13 protein-coding genes are annotated in these 17913 nt (G+C 67.8%); 11 read left to right on the top strand and 2 right to left on the bottom strand.

Annotated features, from left to right (window positions below; translation table 11 throughout):
* Nucleotides 1–146: 146 nt before the first annotated feature.
* The 6 genes from acnB to HMJ39_RS02525 all read left to right on the top strand — a co-directional run bounded on the left by acnB (nucleotide 147) and on the right by HMJ39_RS02525 (nucleotide 7639).
* The gene (gene acnB, locus HMJ39_RS02550) at nucleotides 147–2741 is read left to right on the top strand and encodes a bifunctional aconitate hydratase 2/2-methylisocitrate dehydratase (protein WP_194296166.1); all 2595 of its coding nucleotides are present in this window, start codon (nucleotides 147–149) and stop codon (nucleotides 2739–2741) included.
* A gap of 252 nt (nucleotides 2742–2993) precedes the next feature.
* Nucleotides 2994–3914 carry an ectoine hydroxylase gene (thpD, locus tag HMJ39_RS02545; RefSeq protein ID WP_194296165.1) on the top strand — a complete coding sequence of 307 codons (921 nt, stop codon included), beginning with the start codon at nucleotides 2994–2996 and terminating at the stop codon, nucleotides 3912–3914.
* Nucleotides 3915–4086: 172 nt separating this feature from the next.
* Nucleotides 4087–5427, top strand: a complete 1341-nt coding sequence (locus tag HMJ39_RS02540) for an arylsulfotransferase family protein (RefSeq protein ID WP_194296164.1) — start codon at nucleotides 4087–4089, stop codon at nucleotides 5425–5427.
* 15 nt (nucleotides 5428–5442) lie between these two features.
* Nucleotides 5443–5766 (top strand): hypothetical protein, encoded by a 324-nt coding sequence (locus HMJ39_RS02535; protein ID WP_194296163.1) that lies wholly within the window; start codon nucleotides 5443–5445, stop codon nucleotides 5764–5766.
* An 8-nt stretch (nucleotides 5767–5774) separates the two neighbouring features.
* Nucleotides 5775–6494: a hypothetical protein gene (locus tag HMJ39_RS02530; protein ID WP_194296162.1), complete on the top strand. Its 720-nt coding sequence runs from the start codon at nucleotides 5775–5777 to the stop codon at nucleotides 6492–6494.
* Nucleotides 6491–7639, top strand: coding sequence for a sulfotransferase family protein (locus tag HMJ39_RS02525; RefSeq protein WP_228462108.1), 1149 nt, complete (start codon nucleotides 6491–6493; stop codon nucleotides 7637–7639). The genes HMJ39_RS02530 and HMJ39_RS02525 overlap by 4 nt, the downstream gene beginning before the upstream one ends.
* Here HMJ39_RS02525 and HMJ39_RS02520 read toward each other — a convergent pair.
* Nucleotides 7606–9258, bottom strand: coding sequence for a glucan biosynthesis protein (locus HMJ39_RS02520; protein WP_194296161.1), 1653 nt, complete (start codon nucleotides 9256–9258; stop codon nucleotides 7606–7608). The genes HMJ39_RS02525 and HMJ39_RS02520 overlap by 34 nt on opposite strands.
* Nucleotides 9259–9470: 212 nt before the next feature.
* On the opposite strand from HMJ39_RS02520, the gene HMJ39_RS02515 reads away from it, so the two are divergent.
* The 4 genes from HMJ39_RS02515 to HMJ39_RS02500 all read left to right on the top strand — a co-directional run bounded on the left by HMJ39_RS02515 (nucleotide 9471) and on the right by HMJ39_RS02500 (nucleotide 15063).
* Nucleotides 9471–10778 (top strand): cytochrome c, encoded by a 1308-nt coding sequence (locus HMJ39_RS02515; RefSeq protein WP_194296160.1) that lies wholly within the window; start codon nucleotides 9471–9473, stop codon nucleotides 10776–10778.
* A 13-nt stretch (nucleotides 10779–10791) separates the two neighbouring features.
* Nucleotides 10792–11265: a (2Fe-2S)-binding protein gene (locus HMJ39_RS02510; RefSeq protein ID WP_161384444.1), complete on the top strand. Its 474-nt coding sequence runs from the start codon at nucleotides 10792–10794 to the stop codon at nucleotides 11263–11265.
* The gene (locus HMJ39_RS02505) at nucleotides 11258–13588 is read left to right on the top strand and encodes a xanthine dehydrogenase family protein molybdopterin-binding subunit (RefSeq protein WP_194296159.1); all 2331 of its coding nucleotides are present in this window, start codon (nucleotides 11258–11260) and stop codon (nucleotides 13586–13588) included. Before HMJ39_RS02510 ends, HMJ39_RS02505 begins: the two co-directional genes overlap by 8 nt.
* A gap of 89 nt (nucleotides 13589–13677) precedes the next feature.
* Nucleotides 13678–15063 carry an MFS transporter gene (locus HMJ39_RS02500; protein ID WP_228462107.1) on the top strand — a complete coding sequence of 462 codons (1386 nt, stop codon included), beginning with the start codon at nucleotides 13678–13680 and terminating at the stop codon, nucleotides 15061–15063.
* Here the strand turns inward: HMJ39_RS02500 and HMJ39_RS02495 are convergent.
* The gene (locus HMJ39_RS02495) at nucleotides 15026–16009 is read right to left on the bottom strand and encodes a LysR family transcriptional regulator (RefSeq protein WP_194296158.1); all 984 of its coding nucleotides are present in this window, start codon (nucleotides 16007–16009) and stop codon (nucleotides 15026–15028) included. The two genes, HMJ39_RS02500 and HMJ39_RS02495, sit on opposite strands and share 38 nt — an antisense overlap.
* 150 nt (nucleotides 16010–16159) lie before the next feature.
* On the opposite strand from HMJ39_RS02495, the gene HMJ39_RS02490 reads away from it, so the two are divergent.
* Nucleotides 16160–17851 carry a sulfatase-like hydrolase/transferase gene (locus HMJ39_RS02490; protein WP_161384353.1) on the top strand — a complete coding sequence of 564 codons (1692 nt, stop codon included), beginning with the start codon at nucleotides 16160–16162 and terminating at the stop codon, nucleotides 17849–17851.
* The last annotated feature ends 62 nt before the right edge of the window (nucleotides 17852–17913 follow it).

The following is a 17913-nucleotide window of genomic DNA, read 5'->3' as shown; positions in this document are numbered from 1 at the left end:
ATTCACGCCATGAATGGCCATAGGGCCGGTTCCGTTTAACAGTTGATGGCGTTTCCGCTATACTCCGCGCGCAATTCCAACCCCCAGACATACCCCAAACAACTGATTTCCAAAAGAAATCAGTCAGACGAAACGAGGGATTCGCTGTGCTAGAAGCCTATCGCAAACATGTCGAGGAACGCGCCGCCGAGGGCGTCCCCCCGAAACCGCTGGACGAACAGCAAACCGCCGAGCTGGTGGAGCTGCTGAAGAATCCGCCCGCCGGTGAAGAGGAGTTCATCCAGGACCTGTTCGTCAATCGCGTTCCGCCGGGCGTTGACCAGGCCGCCTACGTCAAGGCCGCCTTCCTGTCCGCCATCGTCAAAGGCGAAGCCAGCTCCCCTCTGATCGACCGCAAGCGTGCCGCCGAACTGCTCGGCACCATGCAGGGCGGCTACAACGTGGCGCCGCTGATCGAGCTGCTCGACGACGAGGAACTGGCGGACGTGGCCGCCCAGGAACTCAAGCACACCCTGCTGGTGTTCGATGCCTTCCACGACGTGGAAGACAAAATGAAGGCCGGCAACGCCAAGGCCAAGGAAGTGATCGAGTCCTGGGCCGAGGGTGAATGGTTCACCCAGCGCAAGGACCTGTCCGAGAAGTTCACCGTCACCGTGTTCAAGGTGTCCGGCGAAACCAACACCGATGACCTGTCCCCGGCCCAGGACGCCTGGAGCCGCCCGGACATCCCCCTGCATGGCAACGCTATGCTGAAGAACGCCCGCGAAGGCATCTTCCCCGAGAAGGACGGCGAGATCGGTCCGCTCAAGCAGATGGACGAGCTCAAGAAGAAAGGCCACCCGGTGGCCTACGTGGGCGACGTGGTCGGCACCGGCTCCAGCCGTAAGTCCGCCACCAACTCCGTGCTCTGGCACTTCGGCGAGGACATCCCCTACGTGCCCAACAAGCGCGCCGGCGGCGTCTGCATCGGCGGCAAGATCGCGCCCATCTTCTTCAACACCATGGAAGACTCCGGCGCCCTGCCCTTCGAGTGCGACGTGTCCAAGATGGAAACCGGCGACGTCATCGACATCTACCCGTTCGAAGGCCGGGTGGAGAAGGACGGCGAAGTGATCGCCGAGTTCGATCTGCGCTCCCAGGTACTGCTGGACGAAGTGCGCGCCGGCGGCCGCATCAACCTGATCATCGGCCGTGGCCTGACCACCAAGGCCCGCGAAGCCCTGGGTCTGGGCGAATCCGACCTGTTCCGCAAGCCGGAACAGCCCGGTGACTCCAACGCCGGTTTCACCCTGGCGCAGAAGATGGTCGGCAAGGCCTGTGGCATGGACGGCGTGCGTCCCGGCATGTACTGCGAGCCGAAGATGACCACCGTGGGCTCCCAGGACACCACCGGTCCGATGACCCGTGACGAGCTGAAGGATCTGGCCTGCCTGGGCTTCCAGGCCGACCTGGTGATGCAGTCGTTCTGCCACACCGCCGCCTACCCCAAGCCGGTGGACGTGGAAACCCAGCACACCCTGCCCGACTTCATCATGAACCGTGGCGGCGTCTCCCTGCGCCCCGGCGACGGCATCATCCACTCCTGGCTGAACCGCATGCTGCTGCCCGACACCGTGGGCACCGGCGGCGATTCCCACACCCGTTTCCCGATGGGCATCTCCTTCCCGGCGGGCTCCGGCCTGGTGGCCTTCGCCGCCGCCACCGGCGTAATGCCGCTGGACATGCCGGAATCCGTGCTGGTGCGCTTCAAGGGCAAGCGTCAGCCGGGCATCACCCTGCGTGACCTGGTCCACGCGATTCCGCTGCAGGCCATCAAGGACGGTCACCTGACCGTGGAGAAATCCGGCAAGAAGAACGTCTTCTCCGGCCGCATCCTGGAAATCGAGGGTCTCGACGACCTCACCGTGGAGCAGGCGTTCGAGCTGTCCGACGCCTCCGCCGAGCGTTCCGCCGCCGGCTGCACCATCACCCTGTCCGAGGACAGCGTGACCGAGTACCTGAAGTCCAACATCACCCTGCTCAAGTGGATGATCGCCAACGGTTACGGCGACGCCCGTACCCTGGAGCGCCGCATCCAGGGCATGGAAGAGTGGCTGAAGGATCCCAAGCTGATGCGTGCCGACGCCGACGCGGAGTACCACACCGTGATCGAAATCGACATGGATCAGATCCAGGAACCGATCCTGTGCTGCCCGAACGACCCGGACGATGCCAAGACCCTGTCCGACGTGGCCGGCGACAAGATCGACGAGGTGTTCATCGGCTCCTGCATGACCAACATCGGTCACTTCCGGGCCGCCGGCAAGCTGCTGGAAAAAGTGGATGGCCTCACCACCCGCCTGTGGGTGGCGCCGCCCACCAAGATGGACCAGCATCAGCTCACCGAAGAGGGCTACTACAACATCTACGGCCGCGCCGGCGCGCGCACCGAGATGCCGGGCTGCTCCCTGTGCATGGGTAACCAGGCACGGATCGCGCCCAAGTCCACGGCGGTGTCCACCTCCACCCGGAACTTCCCCAACCGGCTGGGTCAGGGCGCCTTCGTGTACCTGGCGTCCGCGGAGCTGGCGGCGATCGCCGCGGTGCTCGGCAAGCTGCCCACCGCCGAGGAGTACATGGAGTACGCCAACACCATCGACTCCATGGCCGGTGAGATCTACCGCTACATGAACTTCGACCGCATGGAGGAGTATCAGCAGGTGGCGGACACGGTGAAGATCCCGGTGGCGCAAGCCAGCTAAGGGACCCTCCCACCGACCTCGAAAAAGCCCGGCCTCGCGCCGGGCTTTTTTGTTTCCCGCTCCTCCATGCCGCTCCCTCTTCTCCCCCCGCCACCTTTTACATCGGCGCTGTAAAGAACTATTGAAGAGGGCTGTAGGCCCCCGCCCCGATATGCACAATCGCCCCTGATGCCCGCCGCGATCCGGTGTCCGCCGGTCACGCCGTGGCAGTGCCTCAAGTCGAAAATGGATTCTCGCGAGGAGGAACACAGCATGACCAGCGAAGACCTTTTCCCCACACGCATGGAACAGGACCAGAAACGGTTCACACGCCTGGATCCGGTCATCCACGCCCGCAACCAGGACCGCTGGAGCGGCCCCCTGGGCGAGGAAGCCCTGTCCCGCTACGAGCGCGACGGCTTTCTCTGGTTCGAGGGCTTTTTCTCCCAGGAACGGGTACGCCCCTTCTTCGATGAACTCAAGGACATGGCCAAGGACACGGATCTGGTGAAATCCGACCAGGTGATCACCGACCCGGACTCCGGCGACATCCGTTCGGTGTTCGCCATGCACGAGCTGTCCCGGCGCTTCGACGAGCTGACCCGGGACCCGCGTATCCTGGGCATGGTGCGCCAGTTGCTGGGCGGCGATGTCTACATTCACCAGTCGCGCATCAACGACAAGTTCGGTTTCCAGGGCAGCGGCTTCAACTGGCATTCCGACTTCGAAACCTGGCACTCCGAGGACGGCATGCCGCGCATGCGGGCGGTGAGCGCCTCGATCATGCTCACCGACAACAACGAGTTCAACGGGCCGCTGATGCTGATCCCCGGTTCGCATCACTACTTCGTGCCCTGCTACGGCGCCACGCCGGAGGACAACTGGAAGGATTCGCTGAAGAGCCAGCGGGTCGGCGTGCCCAGCCAGGAGAACCTGCGCGACCTGGTCAACCAGGGCGGCATCCAGGCGCCCAAGGGGCCGCCGGGTTCACTGCTGCTGTTCGAGTGCAACACCCTGCATGCGTCCAACAAGAACCTGTCGCCGTGGCCCCGCTCCAACCTGTTCTTCGTTTACAACAGCGTGGATAACGTGCCGGGAAAACCGTTCTGCGGCAATGAGCCGCGCCCGCACTTCCTGGCCAACCGGGAAGACCACGAACCCCTTGCCATGCACGACAATCTGGAGCCGCTGTAAGCACGGCCACCGGGAAAACCGGCGCCACATCGAATTTTCGGTGCGGCGCCGTTCACAAAACGCCCGCCGCTTTCCACCTTTTACAAAGGAACACAAACCATTCCCCGATGCTGAGTCCTAACTCCCTGGACCCGCCAAGAACGGCGGCCGGGATGGCTGACAGGATGACGGCATGAAAAATTCGGATCGAATCGGCTTCGGGCTTTTTTTTCTGGCGATCGTGTTCATCGCGTTCGTCGGCGGCGCCTTCGTGGTGCTCACCAAGACCTACCCTTACCCGCTGTTCAACGACGCCCACAAGGCCGCCCGGGCGGTGCTCAAACAGAACACCCTGATTGATCTGTACACCCAGTCCGACCTGTGGCGCGAAGCGCGCCGGGAGGAACGCGGCGTCACCGTCCACGACCCGGACCGCGCCTATCAAGGGCTGACCCTGTACACCTCCGGCGACGGCAGCCACGCCGACCTGGTGAACATGGATGGCGAGGTGCTGCATCGCTGGGCACTGCCCTACAGCGAGGTATGGGAACAGAGCCCCACCGGCCGGCCGCCGCGCCCGGACGATCACATCTACTGGCGCAAGGCGCGGCTGTTGCCCAACGGCGACCTGCTGGCGATCTACATCGCCAATAACGATACCCCCTGGGGCTACGGCCTGGTGCGCCTGAACGCGGATTCGGAAGTAATCTGGGGCTACCACGCCAGCACCCACCACGATCTGGACATCACCCCGGACGGCGACGTGGTCGCCCTCACCCATGAATTCACCGACCAGAAGGTGCCCGCCTTCGCCAAGCTGGAATACCCCTGGCTGGACGACTATCTGGTGGTGCTGGACGGCGACACCGGCGAGGAACGCAGCAAGGTGTCCCTGGCCAAGGCGTTCATGGAATCCCGCTACGCCGACCTGTTCTACGCGGTGCCCAGTTTCGCCACCTCCGACCCGCTGCACACCAACAGCGTGCAGTTCCTCGACCAGGACCTGGCGGACCGCTTCGCCCCGGCCCGGGGCCAGGCCGGCCAGGTGCTGCTGTCGTTCCGCCACCCCGGCACCGTGGCCCTGGTGGACGCGGCCAGCGGCGAAATGACCTGGGCCCTCAAGGGCCCCTGGCTGGGCCAGCACTACCCGCGCATCAACGACGCCGGCCACTTCACGCTGTTCGACAACCTGGGCCACTTCGAAAAGGACAACCGCACCCGGATTCTGGAAGTGGACCCGGAGGACGAACGCATCGTCGCCCGCTACACCGGCGACGCCGAGCATCCGTTCGACAGCGGCCTGCGCGGCGCCGTGGAGGAACTGCCCAACGGCGACTGGCTGATCACCGAATCCGACGGCGGCCGCCTGCTGGAGGTGGCCCCGGACGGCGACATCGTCTGGGAATTCGTCAATCCGGTGCGCGCCGGCGACCAGGATCAATACATCCCGGTGGTGTCCGCCGCGCAACGCCTCACCCTGGACGACCTGGACGCGGACTTCCGCGCCCGGCTCGCCCCCGACTCCGATTCATAGCCGAGGAGATTCGCCATGAAAGCCCCCTTCATCGCTCGCCCCCAAACCCTGGCCGCCGCCGTGGCGCTGGCCACGCTCACCCTGCCCGGCCTGGCGTCCGCCTACGTGGGCCCCGGCGCCGGCCTGAGCCTGCTCACCGCCCTGTGGGGCATCATCGCCGCCATCGGCGTGGCGGTGCTGTTCGTGGTGCTGTGGCCGATCCGGCGCCTGCGCCGCCGCAAGGCGGAGGCCCGCGCCAACGATGAATCCGCCCGCCGCGAGGCGGATCAAAACGACGATGAAAGCGCCACCCCGGCCGCCGAGCAGACGCCGCCGGGCCACGACGATCACCGAGCCTAGGAGTGCCCATGGCCTTGTTCGATTTGCCGGCACCGCTGTTCGCCGCCGTCGACGCCGGGCTCGCCACGGTGCTGCCCGGCGCCGCCCGACTGGCGGTTTGGGCGGTGCTGGCCGGGGTCGGCACCCTGCTGCTGTACCGGTTGCTTTCGCCGCAGAAACGCATCGGCCAGGCCAAGCGCGACGCCCGTGAAGCACGCCGCGCCCTGAACGGCTTCGATGGCGAGTTCAGCGAAGCCGGGCCGCTGATCAAGGCGCAGTTCACCACCGCCTTCCGCCATCTGGGGCTGGTGCTGATTCCCACGCTGATCTCGATTCTGCCGCTGCTGGCGCTGCTCACCTGGCTGGAAGGCCATTACGCCCACCGGCTGCCCGCCGTCGGGGAAACCCCGGCGGTCCAGGCGGAACCGGACCGCTACCAGGCGCAATGGATCGACGGCGACCGGCCCCGGGTGATCGTGCGCGACGGCGGTGGCGGCGGCGCCGTGGCCGAGGTGGCCGTGGACGCGCCGATCCCGGTGGTGGAGCGGCGCCACTGGTGGAACGCCTTGATCGGCAACCCGCTGGGCTACCTGCCCGACCAGGGCGGCCCGGAGCGGATCACCATCGCTCTGCCGCAACCAGGCTACCTGCCGTTCGGCCCGGACTGGATGCGCCACTGGCTGATGGTGTTCTTCCCGATCATGTTGATCGTCTCCCTGCTGACCTACCGATGGGCGAAAATCGAATGAACGCACGGCAACCGACCCCCGACACCGACCCGGGCTTCCAGGTCACCCCCTGGATGCACCACGCCGGCGGCTGGGTGCATCGTCACCCGCGCGCCTGGATCAAGCTCGGCAACCTGGAAACCCGCATCGTCGGCGACGCCATCGCCGATGTGACCGTGGACCGGCCGATCTACGTGGCCGGTCTGGCCCGCTCCGGCACCACCATCGTGCTGGAACACCTGGCCGCCCACCCGGAGGTGGCCACCCACCGCTACGCGGACTTTCCGTTCCTGCCGGTGCCCTACTGGTGGAACCGCTGGCTGTCCCTGGTGCCCGGCGCCACCGAGCAGGCCCGGGAGCGCGCCCACCAGGACGGCATCAAGGTCACCTCGAAAAGCCCGGAGGCGTTCGAGGAGATGCTGTGGATGGCGTTCTTCCCGGACATCCATGATCCGGCGCGCAGCGCGGTGCTCGGCCGCGACGCCTCGTACCCGGAGTTCGAGGCCTTCTACGATCAACACATCCGCAAGCTGCTGGCGGTGCGCAAACGGCGGCGCTATCTCGCCAAGGGCAACTACAACCTGGCCCGGCTCGGCTATCTGCACCGCCTGTACCCGGACGCCCGCTTCCTGCTGATGATCCGCGACCCGGTGTGGCACATCGCCTCGCTGATGAAGCAGCAGGATCTGTTCGTGACCGGCGAAAGCAAGGAGCCCCGCGCCCTGGACCACATGCGCCGGGTGGGCCACTACGAATTCGGCCTCGACCGGCGCGCCATCAACACCGGCGACGACAAACTCACCGCCTACATCGGCGAGCTCTGGAATGGCGGCAACGAAGTGGAAGGCTGGGCGCGCTACTGGGCGGCGATCTACGAGCACGTGGCCGACGCCCTGGAACAGGACCCGGCCCTGCGCGAAGCGGCACGGGTGGTGCGCTACGAGGACCTGTGCGGCACGCCCCGGGACACCCTGGAAGCGCTGTTCGCTCACGCCGGCCTGGCGGTGTCCGGGAATACCTTGGAACAAGCCGCCGCCGGCCTGCACGCGCCCACCTATTACCAGCCCCGCTTCAACGACCGGGAGCGGAGCCTGATCGAGACAATCACCGCGCCGGTGGCGCGGCGCTTCGGTTATCCGCTGGTGGATCCCGGGAACGCCGGATAGGTCCGTTCCCCGGCCGGCGGCGGGAAGTACTGGAACAGCCAGGTTTCGCTCACCACCCGCTGCTCGGCGCTTAACGTCAGGCGCATGTTCACCGGCTCGGTGGCGTCGCTGTCCGGGTACCAGTCGAACAGGATCCGGAAGCCGTCCAGATCCTTCACCCAGAGCACGTGCAGATCCTTGACCCGGCCGGCGGACACGTCCAGTTGGGTGTCGATGTCGATGTCGCCGTCATAGAATTCCTTGAGGCGACCGCCGACGAAATCCACGGCGATGCGTTCCGCCCAGGTCTCCGGGTAATGCTCCCCCGGCGCCCAGCCCTCCGGGAAGCCGCCCATGCCGCTCAGGGTGGCGCGCACCCGGGCCAGATCGGTGCGCACCGGCGCCCGCGCCGCCCAGTGCAGGCGGTAGCCGAACGCCAGGGCCTCGCCCCCCTTCAAGGGCCGCGCCGGTTTCCAGAACGCCACCACGTTGTCCATGGTCTCGCCGGTGGTGGGCAGCTCCAGCAACTGGATCTCGCCGTCGCCCCACTCGCCCTTGGGCTCCACCCACAGGCTGGGCCGGTCGTGGTAGCGGCCGATCACGTCCTCGTAATCGTCGAAGTCCCGGTGCGTCTGCAGCAGGCCGAAGCCCTTCGGGTTGGTGTCGTCGAAGGTGTTGAACTGGACGCGGGGCGGATTGTTCAGCGGCCGGCACACCCACTCGCCGTTGCCGCGCCACAGGGCCAGGCGGTCGGAATCGTGGATGCGCGGGTGCAGGGTGCGGCATTGATGGCGCTGGTGGCCGCCGCAACTGAACATGCTGGTCATCGGCGCCACGCCCAGCTGCGTGATCGCCTCGCGGGGGAACAGATGGCTGTCGATGTCCATCACCACGCCATCGTCGCCGCAGTCGATCACGAAGCGGTAGGCGCCGGCCAGCTTGGGGGAATCGAGCAGCGCGTAGGCGGTGAAGCGGCTGGCGCCCGGCGCCGGGGTCTCGAACCAGAAGTGGGTGAAGTCCGGGAACTCCTCCCGCTCGCCGTCGGCGTAGGTGTTCACCGCCGCGCCCCGGGCGGACAGGCCATACTGATAGCTGCCGTCCACGGCGCGGAAGTAACTGGCGCCCAGGAAGGAGACGATGTCCTTCTCGGTGAGCGAGGGCGCCTTGAACACCCGGAAGCCGGCGAAGCCCAGGTCCTCGCCGAGCTGGGCGGTATCCACGTCGACCCGGTCGTAGTCGAACAGCTCCGGGCGGAAATGAATGCGCCGGGCCTGGCCGCTGTCCGGGTCCAGGGAGTGCATGCGCACCGGCTGGTCGAACCCCATGCCGGCATGGATGAACTGGATGTTGAGGCGGTCGCTGCGACCATGCCAGAGCGCGTGCTCCGCGTCGTAGCCGATTTCGTTGTACTGGTGCGGGGTGAGCCCCGCCAGGGTCGGCGGCAACGCCCGGGCGGCGTCCCGGTAGGGGCGGGTCGCCAGGGTCCGGGCGCGCTCGCGCAGGCCCTCGAAACAGAACGGCTCCGCTTCGCCGTCGGCGATGCGGTCATTGGCGCGCGCGGCGGCGAACAACGGCGCCGACGGCAGGCCGGACCAGGCGGCCAGCGCCACGGCGCTTTTCAACAGGGTTCTACGGTTCATCGGGTCGGTCCTTACGTCGTCCTTGGCCCACCGGCAACCTTACCCAAAGGCGGGATGCCGATGCGTAAAAGCTTGAATAATCGGACTGCGTCACCGGCGCCCGGTTCAAAACCCGGCGTCACTCCAACCCCCCATTAATCGTCCGGAAATATTGGCGATGCCATGCTCGGGGTGTATGTTGAACCCCAGATCGGACAGGAAGGGACGCATCCATGCTCAAACGTACCCTCGCCACGCTGGTGATACTGGCGGTGGTGGTGATCGGCGCTTTCGCGGTGTACGCCTGGCACGGAGAACTGGCGCCTATGGCCGCCTCGGAGCGGCCCGACTTCGACGCCGCCACCGTGGAGCAAGGCCGGGTGCTGGCCGCCGCCGGCTACTGCGCCACCTGCCACACCGCCCAGGGCGGCGAACCCTACGCCGGCAACTACCCGGTGGTCAGCGACTTCGGCACCATCTACGCCTCCAACATCACCCCGGACCCGGACACCGGCATCGGCGACTGGTCGCCGGAGGCCTTCCGGCGCGCCATGCACGAAGGCGTGGATCGCCAGGGCCGGCATCTTTTCCCCGCGTTTCCCTATGACCACTTCACCAAGCTGTCCAACCAGGACGTGGACGCGCTCTACGCCTACCTGATGAGCGAGGTGGAACCGGTCAAACAGGAGACCCGCGCCTCCACCCTGCCCTTCCCGCTCAACCAGCGCTTCCTGCAGGCCGGCTGGAAACTGCTGTTCGTGGATGTCGGCCGCTACCAGCCGGACCCGGACAAAAGCGACGCCTGGAACCGGGGCGCCTACCTGGCCGAGGGCATCAGCCATTGCGGCGCCTGCCACACGCCGCGCAACGCCCTGGGCGCCGAGAAAGGCGGCGAGCGCTACGCGGGCGCCACCATCGACCGCTGGGTGGCCCCGGCGCTCACCGCCGACAACCCATCCGGGGTGCCCTGGAGCGCCGCCGCCTTCACCACCTACCTGAAACTGGGCGCCGACCGCTACCACGGCGTGGCGGCGGGTCCCATGGGTCCGGTGGTGCACGGCGGCGTGGCGGAGCTCTCCGACGACGATCTGACCGCTCTCGGTGTCTATCTGGCGGACGTCACCGGCGCCACCGACGGCGAGGCCCCGGCGGACAACGCCGCCCTCACCGCCAGCATCGCCGCCGGCAAACCGCGGCGGGACTGGCGCCGGGAACAGGGCGAGCGGCTCTATGCCAGCGCCTGCGCCGCCTGCCACTACAACGCCACGCCCGAGGGCGTCACCGTCACCCGGCCGGACCTGGGCATCAATTCCGCCACGCGACTGGACGATCCCGCCAACCTGATTCACGTGATGCTGGACGGCGTGCCCGCCAGCGAGGGCAGCCACGGCGTGGTGATGCCGGCGTTCCGCTCGGCGCTCAACGACGACCAGATCGCCGCCATCGCCGCCTACCTGCGCGCCACCCGCACCGACCTGCCACCCTGGCCGGACCTGCCCGCCCGGGTGAGTGAGCTGCGCGCCCACGTTGGAACGCATTGACGAGGACCCCACCATGATCGAGTGCACCATCAATGGAGAGACGGTCCGCCTGGACGCGGACCCGGACATGCCGCTGCTGTGGGCGCTGCGTGACCTGGCCGGCCTCACCGGTACCAAGTTCGGCTGCGGCATCGGCCTGTGCGGCGCCTGCACCGTCCATGTGGGCGGCCGTGCCACGCGCAGCTGCATCACCCCGCTCAAGGACGTGGCCGGCGCCGACATCACCACCATCGAGGGGCTGGACGCCGACGGCGCCCACCCGCTGCAACAGGCCTGGCGGGACCTGCAGGTGCCGCAGTGCGGCTACTGCCAGTCCGGCCAGATCATGCAGGCGGCAGCCCTGCTCAAGGACATGCCGAATCCCAGCGACGAGGATATCGACGCGGTGATGACCGGCAACCTGTGCCGCTGCATGACCTATCCGCGTATCCGCGGCGCCATCCGCGACGCCGCCGCCGCCATGAAGGAGGCCAGCGCCCATGGATGAACAGCGCCTTTCCGCCGATGATCGCACGGACACGCCGCGTCTGAGCCGGCGCTCCTTTCTGGTGTCCATGTGCGCCGCCGGCGCCGTGTTCGGCTTCCCCCGCGCCGGTCTCGCGGCGATGAATCCGGCGGCCGCCGACGGCCAGCCCCTGGAAGCGGTCGGCGACCGCTTCGAACCCACCCTCTGGTACTGGATCGACAGCCAAGGCCGGGTCAACGTGAACGTGATCCGCGCCGAGATGGGCCAGCACGTGGGCACCGCCATCGCCCGTATCCTGGCCGATGAGCTGGGCGCGCGATGGCAGGACGTGCACATCGACCACGTCGACAGCGACCCAAAATGGGGCACCATGGTCACCGGCGGCAGCTGGTCGGTGTGGCAAAGCTGGCCGGTGTATCGGCGCGCCGGCGCCGCCGGTCGCACCGCCCTGGCCGAGAAAGCCGCCGCCCTGTGGGGCGTCAGCGCCGACGCGGTCACCGTGGCCGATGGCCAGGTCAGCGCCGGCGACCGTAGCATCGGCTTCGGCGAACTGGTCCAGAAAGGTCTGGACCGCCAGTTCAGCCAGGACGAACTCAAGGCACTGCCGCTCAAGTCCCATGATGAACTGACCCTCCTGGGCCGGAACCTCAAGGCCCTGGACATCGACACCAAGACCAACGGGCAGGCCATCTACGGCATCGACGCCCAGGTCGAGGGCATGGTGCACGCCGTGCCGATCCTGCCGCCGACCCGCTACGACTGCGCCATCACCAACATCGACGACAGCGCCGCCAAGGACATCAAGGGCTACCAGCAAACCCTGGAACTGGAGGACCCCTCCGGCACCGCGCCGGGCTGGGCCATGGTGATCGCCGATAACCACTGGGCCGCGTTGAAGGCCTCCCGCCAGATCAAGGTGTCCTACAACACCGGCGACGCCACCGAGGTGGGCGAGGCGGAAATACAGGCCGAGAACCGTCGCCTGGTCGACGACACCGGCACCGGCGCCATCATGGACACCGGCGACAACGGCGACGTGGACGCCACTTTCGCCGATGCCGCCGACACCTTCCAGGCGGACTACACCACCCAGACCGTACTGCATTTCCAGCTGGAGCCGGTCAACGCCCTGGTGTTCCGCAACGACGACGGTCTCTGGGAAGTGCACACCGGCAACCAGTGGCAGTCGCTGTGCCTGCCCTGGCTGCAAAAAGCCCTGGGCGTGAAGGAAGACCAGGTGGTGATGCGCACCTACATGCTCGGAGGGGGCTTCGGGCGGCGCCTCAACGGCGACTACGCGATCCCCGCCGCGCTCGCCTCCAAGGCCCTGGGCGGTAAACCGGTGAAGATGATCCTGACCCGCGCCGACGACAGCCACTTCGACAGCGTGCGCCCGCCCACCCTGTCGCGCCTGCGCATGGCCTTCGACGCCGACAACAAGGTGGTGGGCATGGACAGCGCCGTGGCCTCCGGCTGGCCCACCAAGGTGATGATTCCCGGTTTCATGCCCAAGGGCACCAACGGCGAGCCCTACGACCCGTTCTCCTCGGACGGCATCGACCACTGGTACGGCGTGGGCGCGCAACGGGCCCGGGCGATTTCCAACGAACTGGCCGAGCACACCTTTCGCCCCGGCTGGCTGCGTTCGGTATCGCCGGGCTGGATCAATTTCGCCGTGGAAAGCTTCATGGACGAGGCCGCCCGTTATATCGGCGCGGACCCGGTGCAATTCCGTCTTGACCACTTCAAGGCCGAGGGACGCAACGCCGGCCAGGCCCCCAACTCCGTGGGCGGCGCCCGCCGTCAGGCGGCGGTGCTGAAACGGGTGGCGGAACTGTCCGGCCATGGCCGTGACGATCTGCCCGCGGACAGCGCCGTCGGCATCGCCACCACCTATGGCCAGTCCCGGAGCATGCCCACCTGGGTGGGTGGCGCCGTGCACCTGAGCGTGGATCGGGAAAGCGGCCGCGTGGAGGTGCACAAGATCTGGCTGGTGGTGGACTGCGGCACCGTGGTGGACCCGGACGGCGCCCGCGCCCAGGTGGAAGGCAGCGCCCTGTGGGGCCTGTCCATGGCGCTCTACGAGGGCACCGAGTTCAAGAACGGGCGGGTGGTGGACAGCAACCTGGACAGCTACGGCCCGCTGCGCATGATCGACGCGCCGGAGATCGAGATCGAGCTGGTGGAAAGCACCGAGGTGCCGGTGGGCCTGGGCGAGCCGGGCACCACGGTGGTGGCGCCGGCCATCGCCAACGGCATCCAGGCGGCGGTGGGCGCGCGCCTGCGCCATTTGCCGATCACCCCGGCGGCGGTGCGCGAGGCCCTGCAGAGCGGGTCCGCGTAGCGGACCTTATAAACAGAATCAATAAGCGCCTTACCGCTTAACGGCGTATCATCCCGGGTCACCCAGTGAGCCCGACCGGGAGCCCCTTCTTGCCAGAAAGCAGTACCCCCGCGGACCCGCGTGCCGAGCACGACGGTCTGCCGGCCCGGCAACGCCGCCTGGCCATGCTCGCCATCGCCACCAGCATCGGCATGTCGGTGATGGACAGCAACATCGTCAACGTCGCCCTGCCGACCATCGCCAACAGCCTGGTCGTGGGCCGCTCCGACGTGGTCTGGGTGGTCAACGCCTATCTTCTGGCGGTGGCCCTGACCCTGCTGCCGCTGTCCTCCCTGGGCGACATCGTCGGCTACCGCCGTATCTACCGGGTCGGCCTGGGGCTGTTCATCGTCGCTTCCCTGGTCTGCACCCTGGCGGATTCCCTGGTCACCCTGGCGGTGGCGCGCTTCTTCCAGGGGCTCGGCGCCGCCGGCGTGATGAGCGTCAACGCCGCTCTGGTGCGCTTTATCTACCCGGCCCGGTTCCTGGGCCGGGGCATCGGCCTGAGCGCCATGGTGGTGGCGCTGTCCTCGGCGCTGGGGCCCACCGTGGCCGCCGGCATTCTGTCGGTGGCGGACTGGTCCTGGCTGTTCGCCGTCAACGTGCCTCTGGGTGGTCTGGCCCTGTACCTGGCGTCGCGCAACCTGCCGCGCACGCCCACCGATCCGCGCCCCTTCGACTGGGTCAGCGCCCTGCTCAACGCCCTGGCCATCGGCCTGCTGGTGAGCGCCGTGGACGGCCTCGCCCACGGCATGGCGGTGACCCCGGCGCTGGTGGCGCTGGCCGCCGCCGGCCTGGTGGGCACGGTGCTGGTGCGCCGCCAGCTAAGCCAGCCCTCGCCCCTGCTGCCGGTGGATCTGCTGCGTATCCGCCCGTTTGCCCTGGCCATCGGCACCTCGTTCTGTTCCTTCACCAGCCAGATGGCGGCCTTCATCGCCCTGCCCTTCTATCTGCACGACGTGCTTGGCTACAGCGCCGTGCAAACCGGCTTGCTGATGACCCCCTGGCCGGCGGCGGTGATGATCACCGCGCCCCTGGCCGGACGACTCGCCGACCGCTATCCGATCGGCGTGCTGTGCTCGCTGGGCCTGCTCGCCAAGGTGGTCGGGCTGGTATTGCTGGCGTTGCTGTCCAAGCAGGCGCCGCTGCCGGTGATTCTCGCCTGCATGGCGTTATGCGGCCTCGGCTTCGGGTTCTTCCAGGCGCCCAACAACCGCGCCATCATCGGCTCGGCGCCGCGCCACCGCAGCGGCGGCGCCGGCGGCATGCAGGGCACCACCCGGCTGCTCGGCCAGACCCTCGGCGCGGCGCTCACCGCCCTGGCGTTCAGCCTGGTGGAGGACGCCATCGCTCCGGCGCTGCTGATGGCCGCCGGCTTCTCGCTGTGCGCGGCCCTGGTCAGTCTGTTCCGGATTCGCAGCGGGAACCCGGCCTGAGCGGCCCGTCCGCCTCGCGCAGGCCGCCGTCCACCAACAGCCGCCACAACCGCCCGGCGGCCTGGGACAGGGGCCGCGAGCGCAGCCAGTAGGCGCAGGTCTCGGAGGCGGCGCCCACGTCCAGGGGCAGCGGCACCAGCCAGCCGGCGGCCAGCTCCTCCTCGATCAGGATGTCCGGCGCCAGGGTCAGGGCATGACCGGAACGGCACAGCCCCACGCAGGCGCTCAGGGTGGGCATCAGGAATTCGGCGCCACGCCGGGCCACCAGCATGCGGTGAAACCAGGGCGCCGCCCGCCGGCCGTAGTCCGGCGACACCCGTGGCATGGCCCAAGGCTGGGACGCGGCGAAGGCCCGCGCCGCCGGCTCCGACTCCAGGGCCGCCCGGCCCTCCTCGCCGCGTACCCAGGCCGCCGGCGCCACCATGCGCAGCGGCAGGCTCAGCAGCGGCTCCACCACCACGTCGTCGTGGTCGGGCACGTCGCCCCGGCGGCGCCCGTCATAGAGCAGGAAGTCGTAGCGATAACCGTAGAGCCCCTCGCGCAGGCTCTCGAAATGGTCGGTGTGCACATCCAGGTGCAGGTTCAGGCCGGCCCCTTCCATGGCCCGCGCCAGCTTGCGTGACAGCAAATCCGGCACGAACGGCCCGCACCCCAGCCGCACCCGGCCCTCGCGGCCCTCCTGAAAACGCTCCACCAGACGATCCAGCCCGGCGCTTTCGTGCAGCACCCGGCTCGCCTGGCGGTACAATTCGGTGGCGAATTCGGTGGGCCGCAGGGCCCGGGTGTGGCGCTGGAACAGGGCCGCGCCCAGTTCCTCCTCCAGCTTGGCCAGGGCCCGGCTCAAGGCCGGCTGGCTCACGCCCAGGGCACGGGCGGCGGCGGACAGGCTGCCGTGCTCATAGACCGCGCGAAACTGGATCAACTGCTGCAACTGCCAACCGGGCATGTCGTCCCCCGCTCCCTGCCTGCGTCCTGACCGGCGCCCGGATTAGCAACCCGGCGCCGGGCTCGAAGGGTATGGATATATAACCCCCGATCATGAATTAAGCCCTCATACTCCTCCCCGCCGTTCAAAAAAACAACAAGGGGAGGTTCCATGACCGACCGCCGCACCGTTCTCAAACAGCTGGCCCTGGGCGCCGCCGCCCTGGGCACCGCGCCCGCCCTGCGCGCCGCCGCCGGCGCCGGCAAAAAGCGCCCCAATGTGCTGCTGCTGGTGTCCGACCAGGAGCGCAACGGCCGCGATCTTCCCGGCAACCTGGACCTGCCCGCCCACGACAAGCTGCTCAACCAGGGGGTCGCCTTCAATCAGTACTACGCCAACACCTCGCCCTGCTCGCCATCCCGGTCGGTGATGTACACCGGCCAGCACACCATGCGCACCGGCATGACCGCCAATCTGCACGCGCCGCCCTTCCCCAGCCTCAACCAGGATCTGCCCACCCTGGGGCAGGTATTCCAGGGCCTGGGCTACTACACCGCCTACAAAGGCAAGTGGCATCTGTCCGACATCGATGACGGCCCCGGCCTGATGTACGGCAGCTACCCGAGCCGGCGCCGGGCCCTGGAGAAACACGGCTTCCACGATTACAACCTCACCGGCGACGTGCACGGCTCGGTGTGGCAGGGCTATCTGGCGGACCGCATGGTGTCCGCGGAAGCCGGCCAGTGGCTGATGCGCGACAGCACCGGGCTGGACCGGCCCTGGCTGCTGGCGGTGAATTTCGTCAATCCCCACGACATCATGTTCTTCGCCACCAGCGAGCAACAATCCCGCTCCCGGGCCAATCCGGATTTCATGGCGCCGCTGCGCCCGGCCCCCAATGATCCGCTCTACGACAAGGACTGGAGCGACGTGCCCCTGCCCGCCTCCTTCCACCACGGCGGCCTGGCCGGCAAGCCCTGGTGCCACCACTCCTACGCGGAGGTGATCGACGCCGTCTACGGCCACATCGACAAGGACGACGAAGCCGCCTGGCGGGCCAACCAGAGTTACTACTTCAATTGCCTGCGGGACGTCTCCCGGCAGGTGGACCGGGTGCTCCAGGCCCTGGAGAAAAGCGGCCAGCTGGACAACACCATCATCGTCTACACCGCCGACCACGGCGAAATGGCCGGTGCCCACGGGCTGCGCCAGAAGGGCCCGATGATCTACAAGGAAAACAGCCGCATCCCGCTGATCATTCGCCACCCGGACGTGCGCGGCGGGCACGCCGTGGAGCACCTGGGCTCCACCCTGGATCTGCTGCCCACCCTGGTGGGGCTGGCCACCGAGGGCCAGGAGAGCACCGACACCCCGGGCGTGGACCTGAGCCCGGCGGTCACCGGTCGCGCCACCCAGCGCGACAAGCGCGGCGTGCTGTTCGCCTACGGCGTGCTGCTCTACACCGACCCGGAAGCCACCCGCCGGCTGGTCACCGAAGGCGACGAGATCACGCCGGTGAAGGTGATGGGGGATTTTCTGAAACAACTGAGACTGGGCCCGGAGCTGGGCAACCGGGGCCTGCACCGGGGCGTGTTCGACGGCCGCTACAAGTTCGCCCGCTACTTCAGCCCGGACAGCCACCACGTGCCCGAGGACTGGGACACCCTGCTGGCCCACAACGATCTGGAGCTCTACGACACCTGGCGTGATCCCCACGAGATCGACAACCTGGCCGCCCGCCCGCAGGACGCCCGTTCCCTGCTGATGGCGATGAACGACAAGACCAACCGGCTGGTGGCCGAGGAGATCGGCGAGGATAACGGTTCCGAATTCCCCGGCCCCAGCTTCCTCTACACGCTTTAGCGTCCTGCACGCTTCAGGCCCCACCGGCCCCGCACCGTTTTTCTGCCCTTGGGGGGCAGCCG

The sequence above is a fragment of the Alloalcanivorax profundimaris genome, from assembly GCF_015265435.1.
GTDB lineage: Bacteria > Pseudomonadota > Gammaproteobacteria > Pseudomonadales > Alcanivoracaceae > Alloalcanivorax > Alloalcanivorax profundimaris.
The sequence above is the reverse complement of the archived record's forward strand: the minus strand, read 5'-3'. Positions and strand labels throughout refer to the sequence as shown.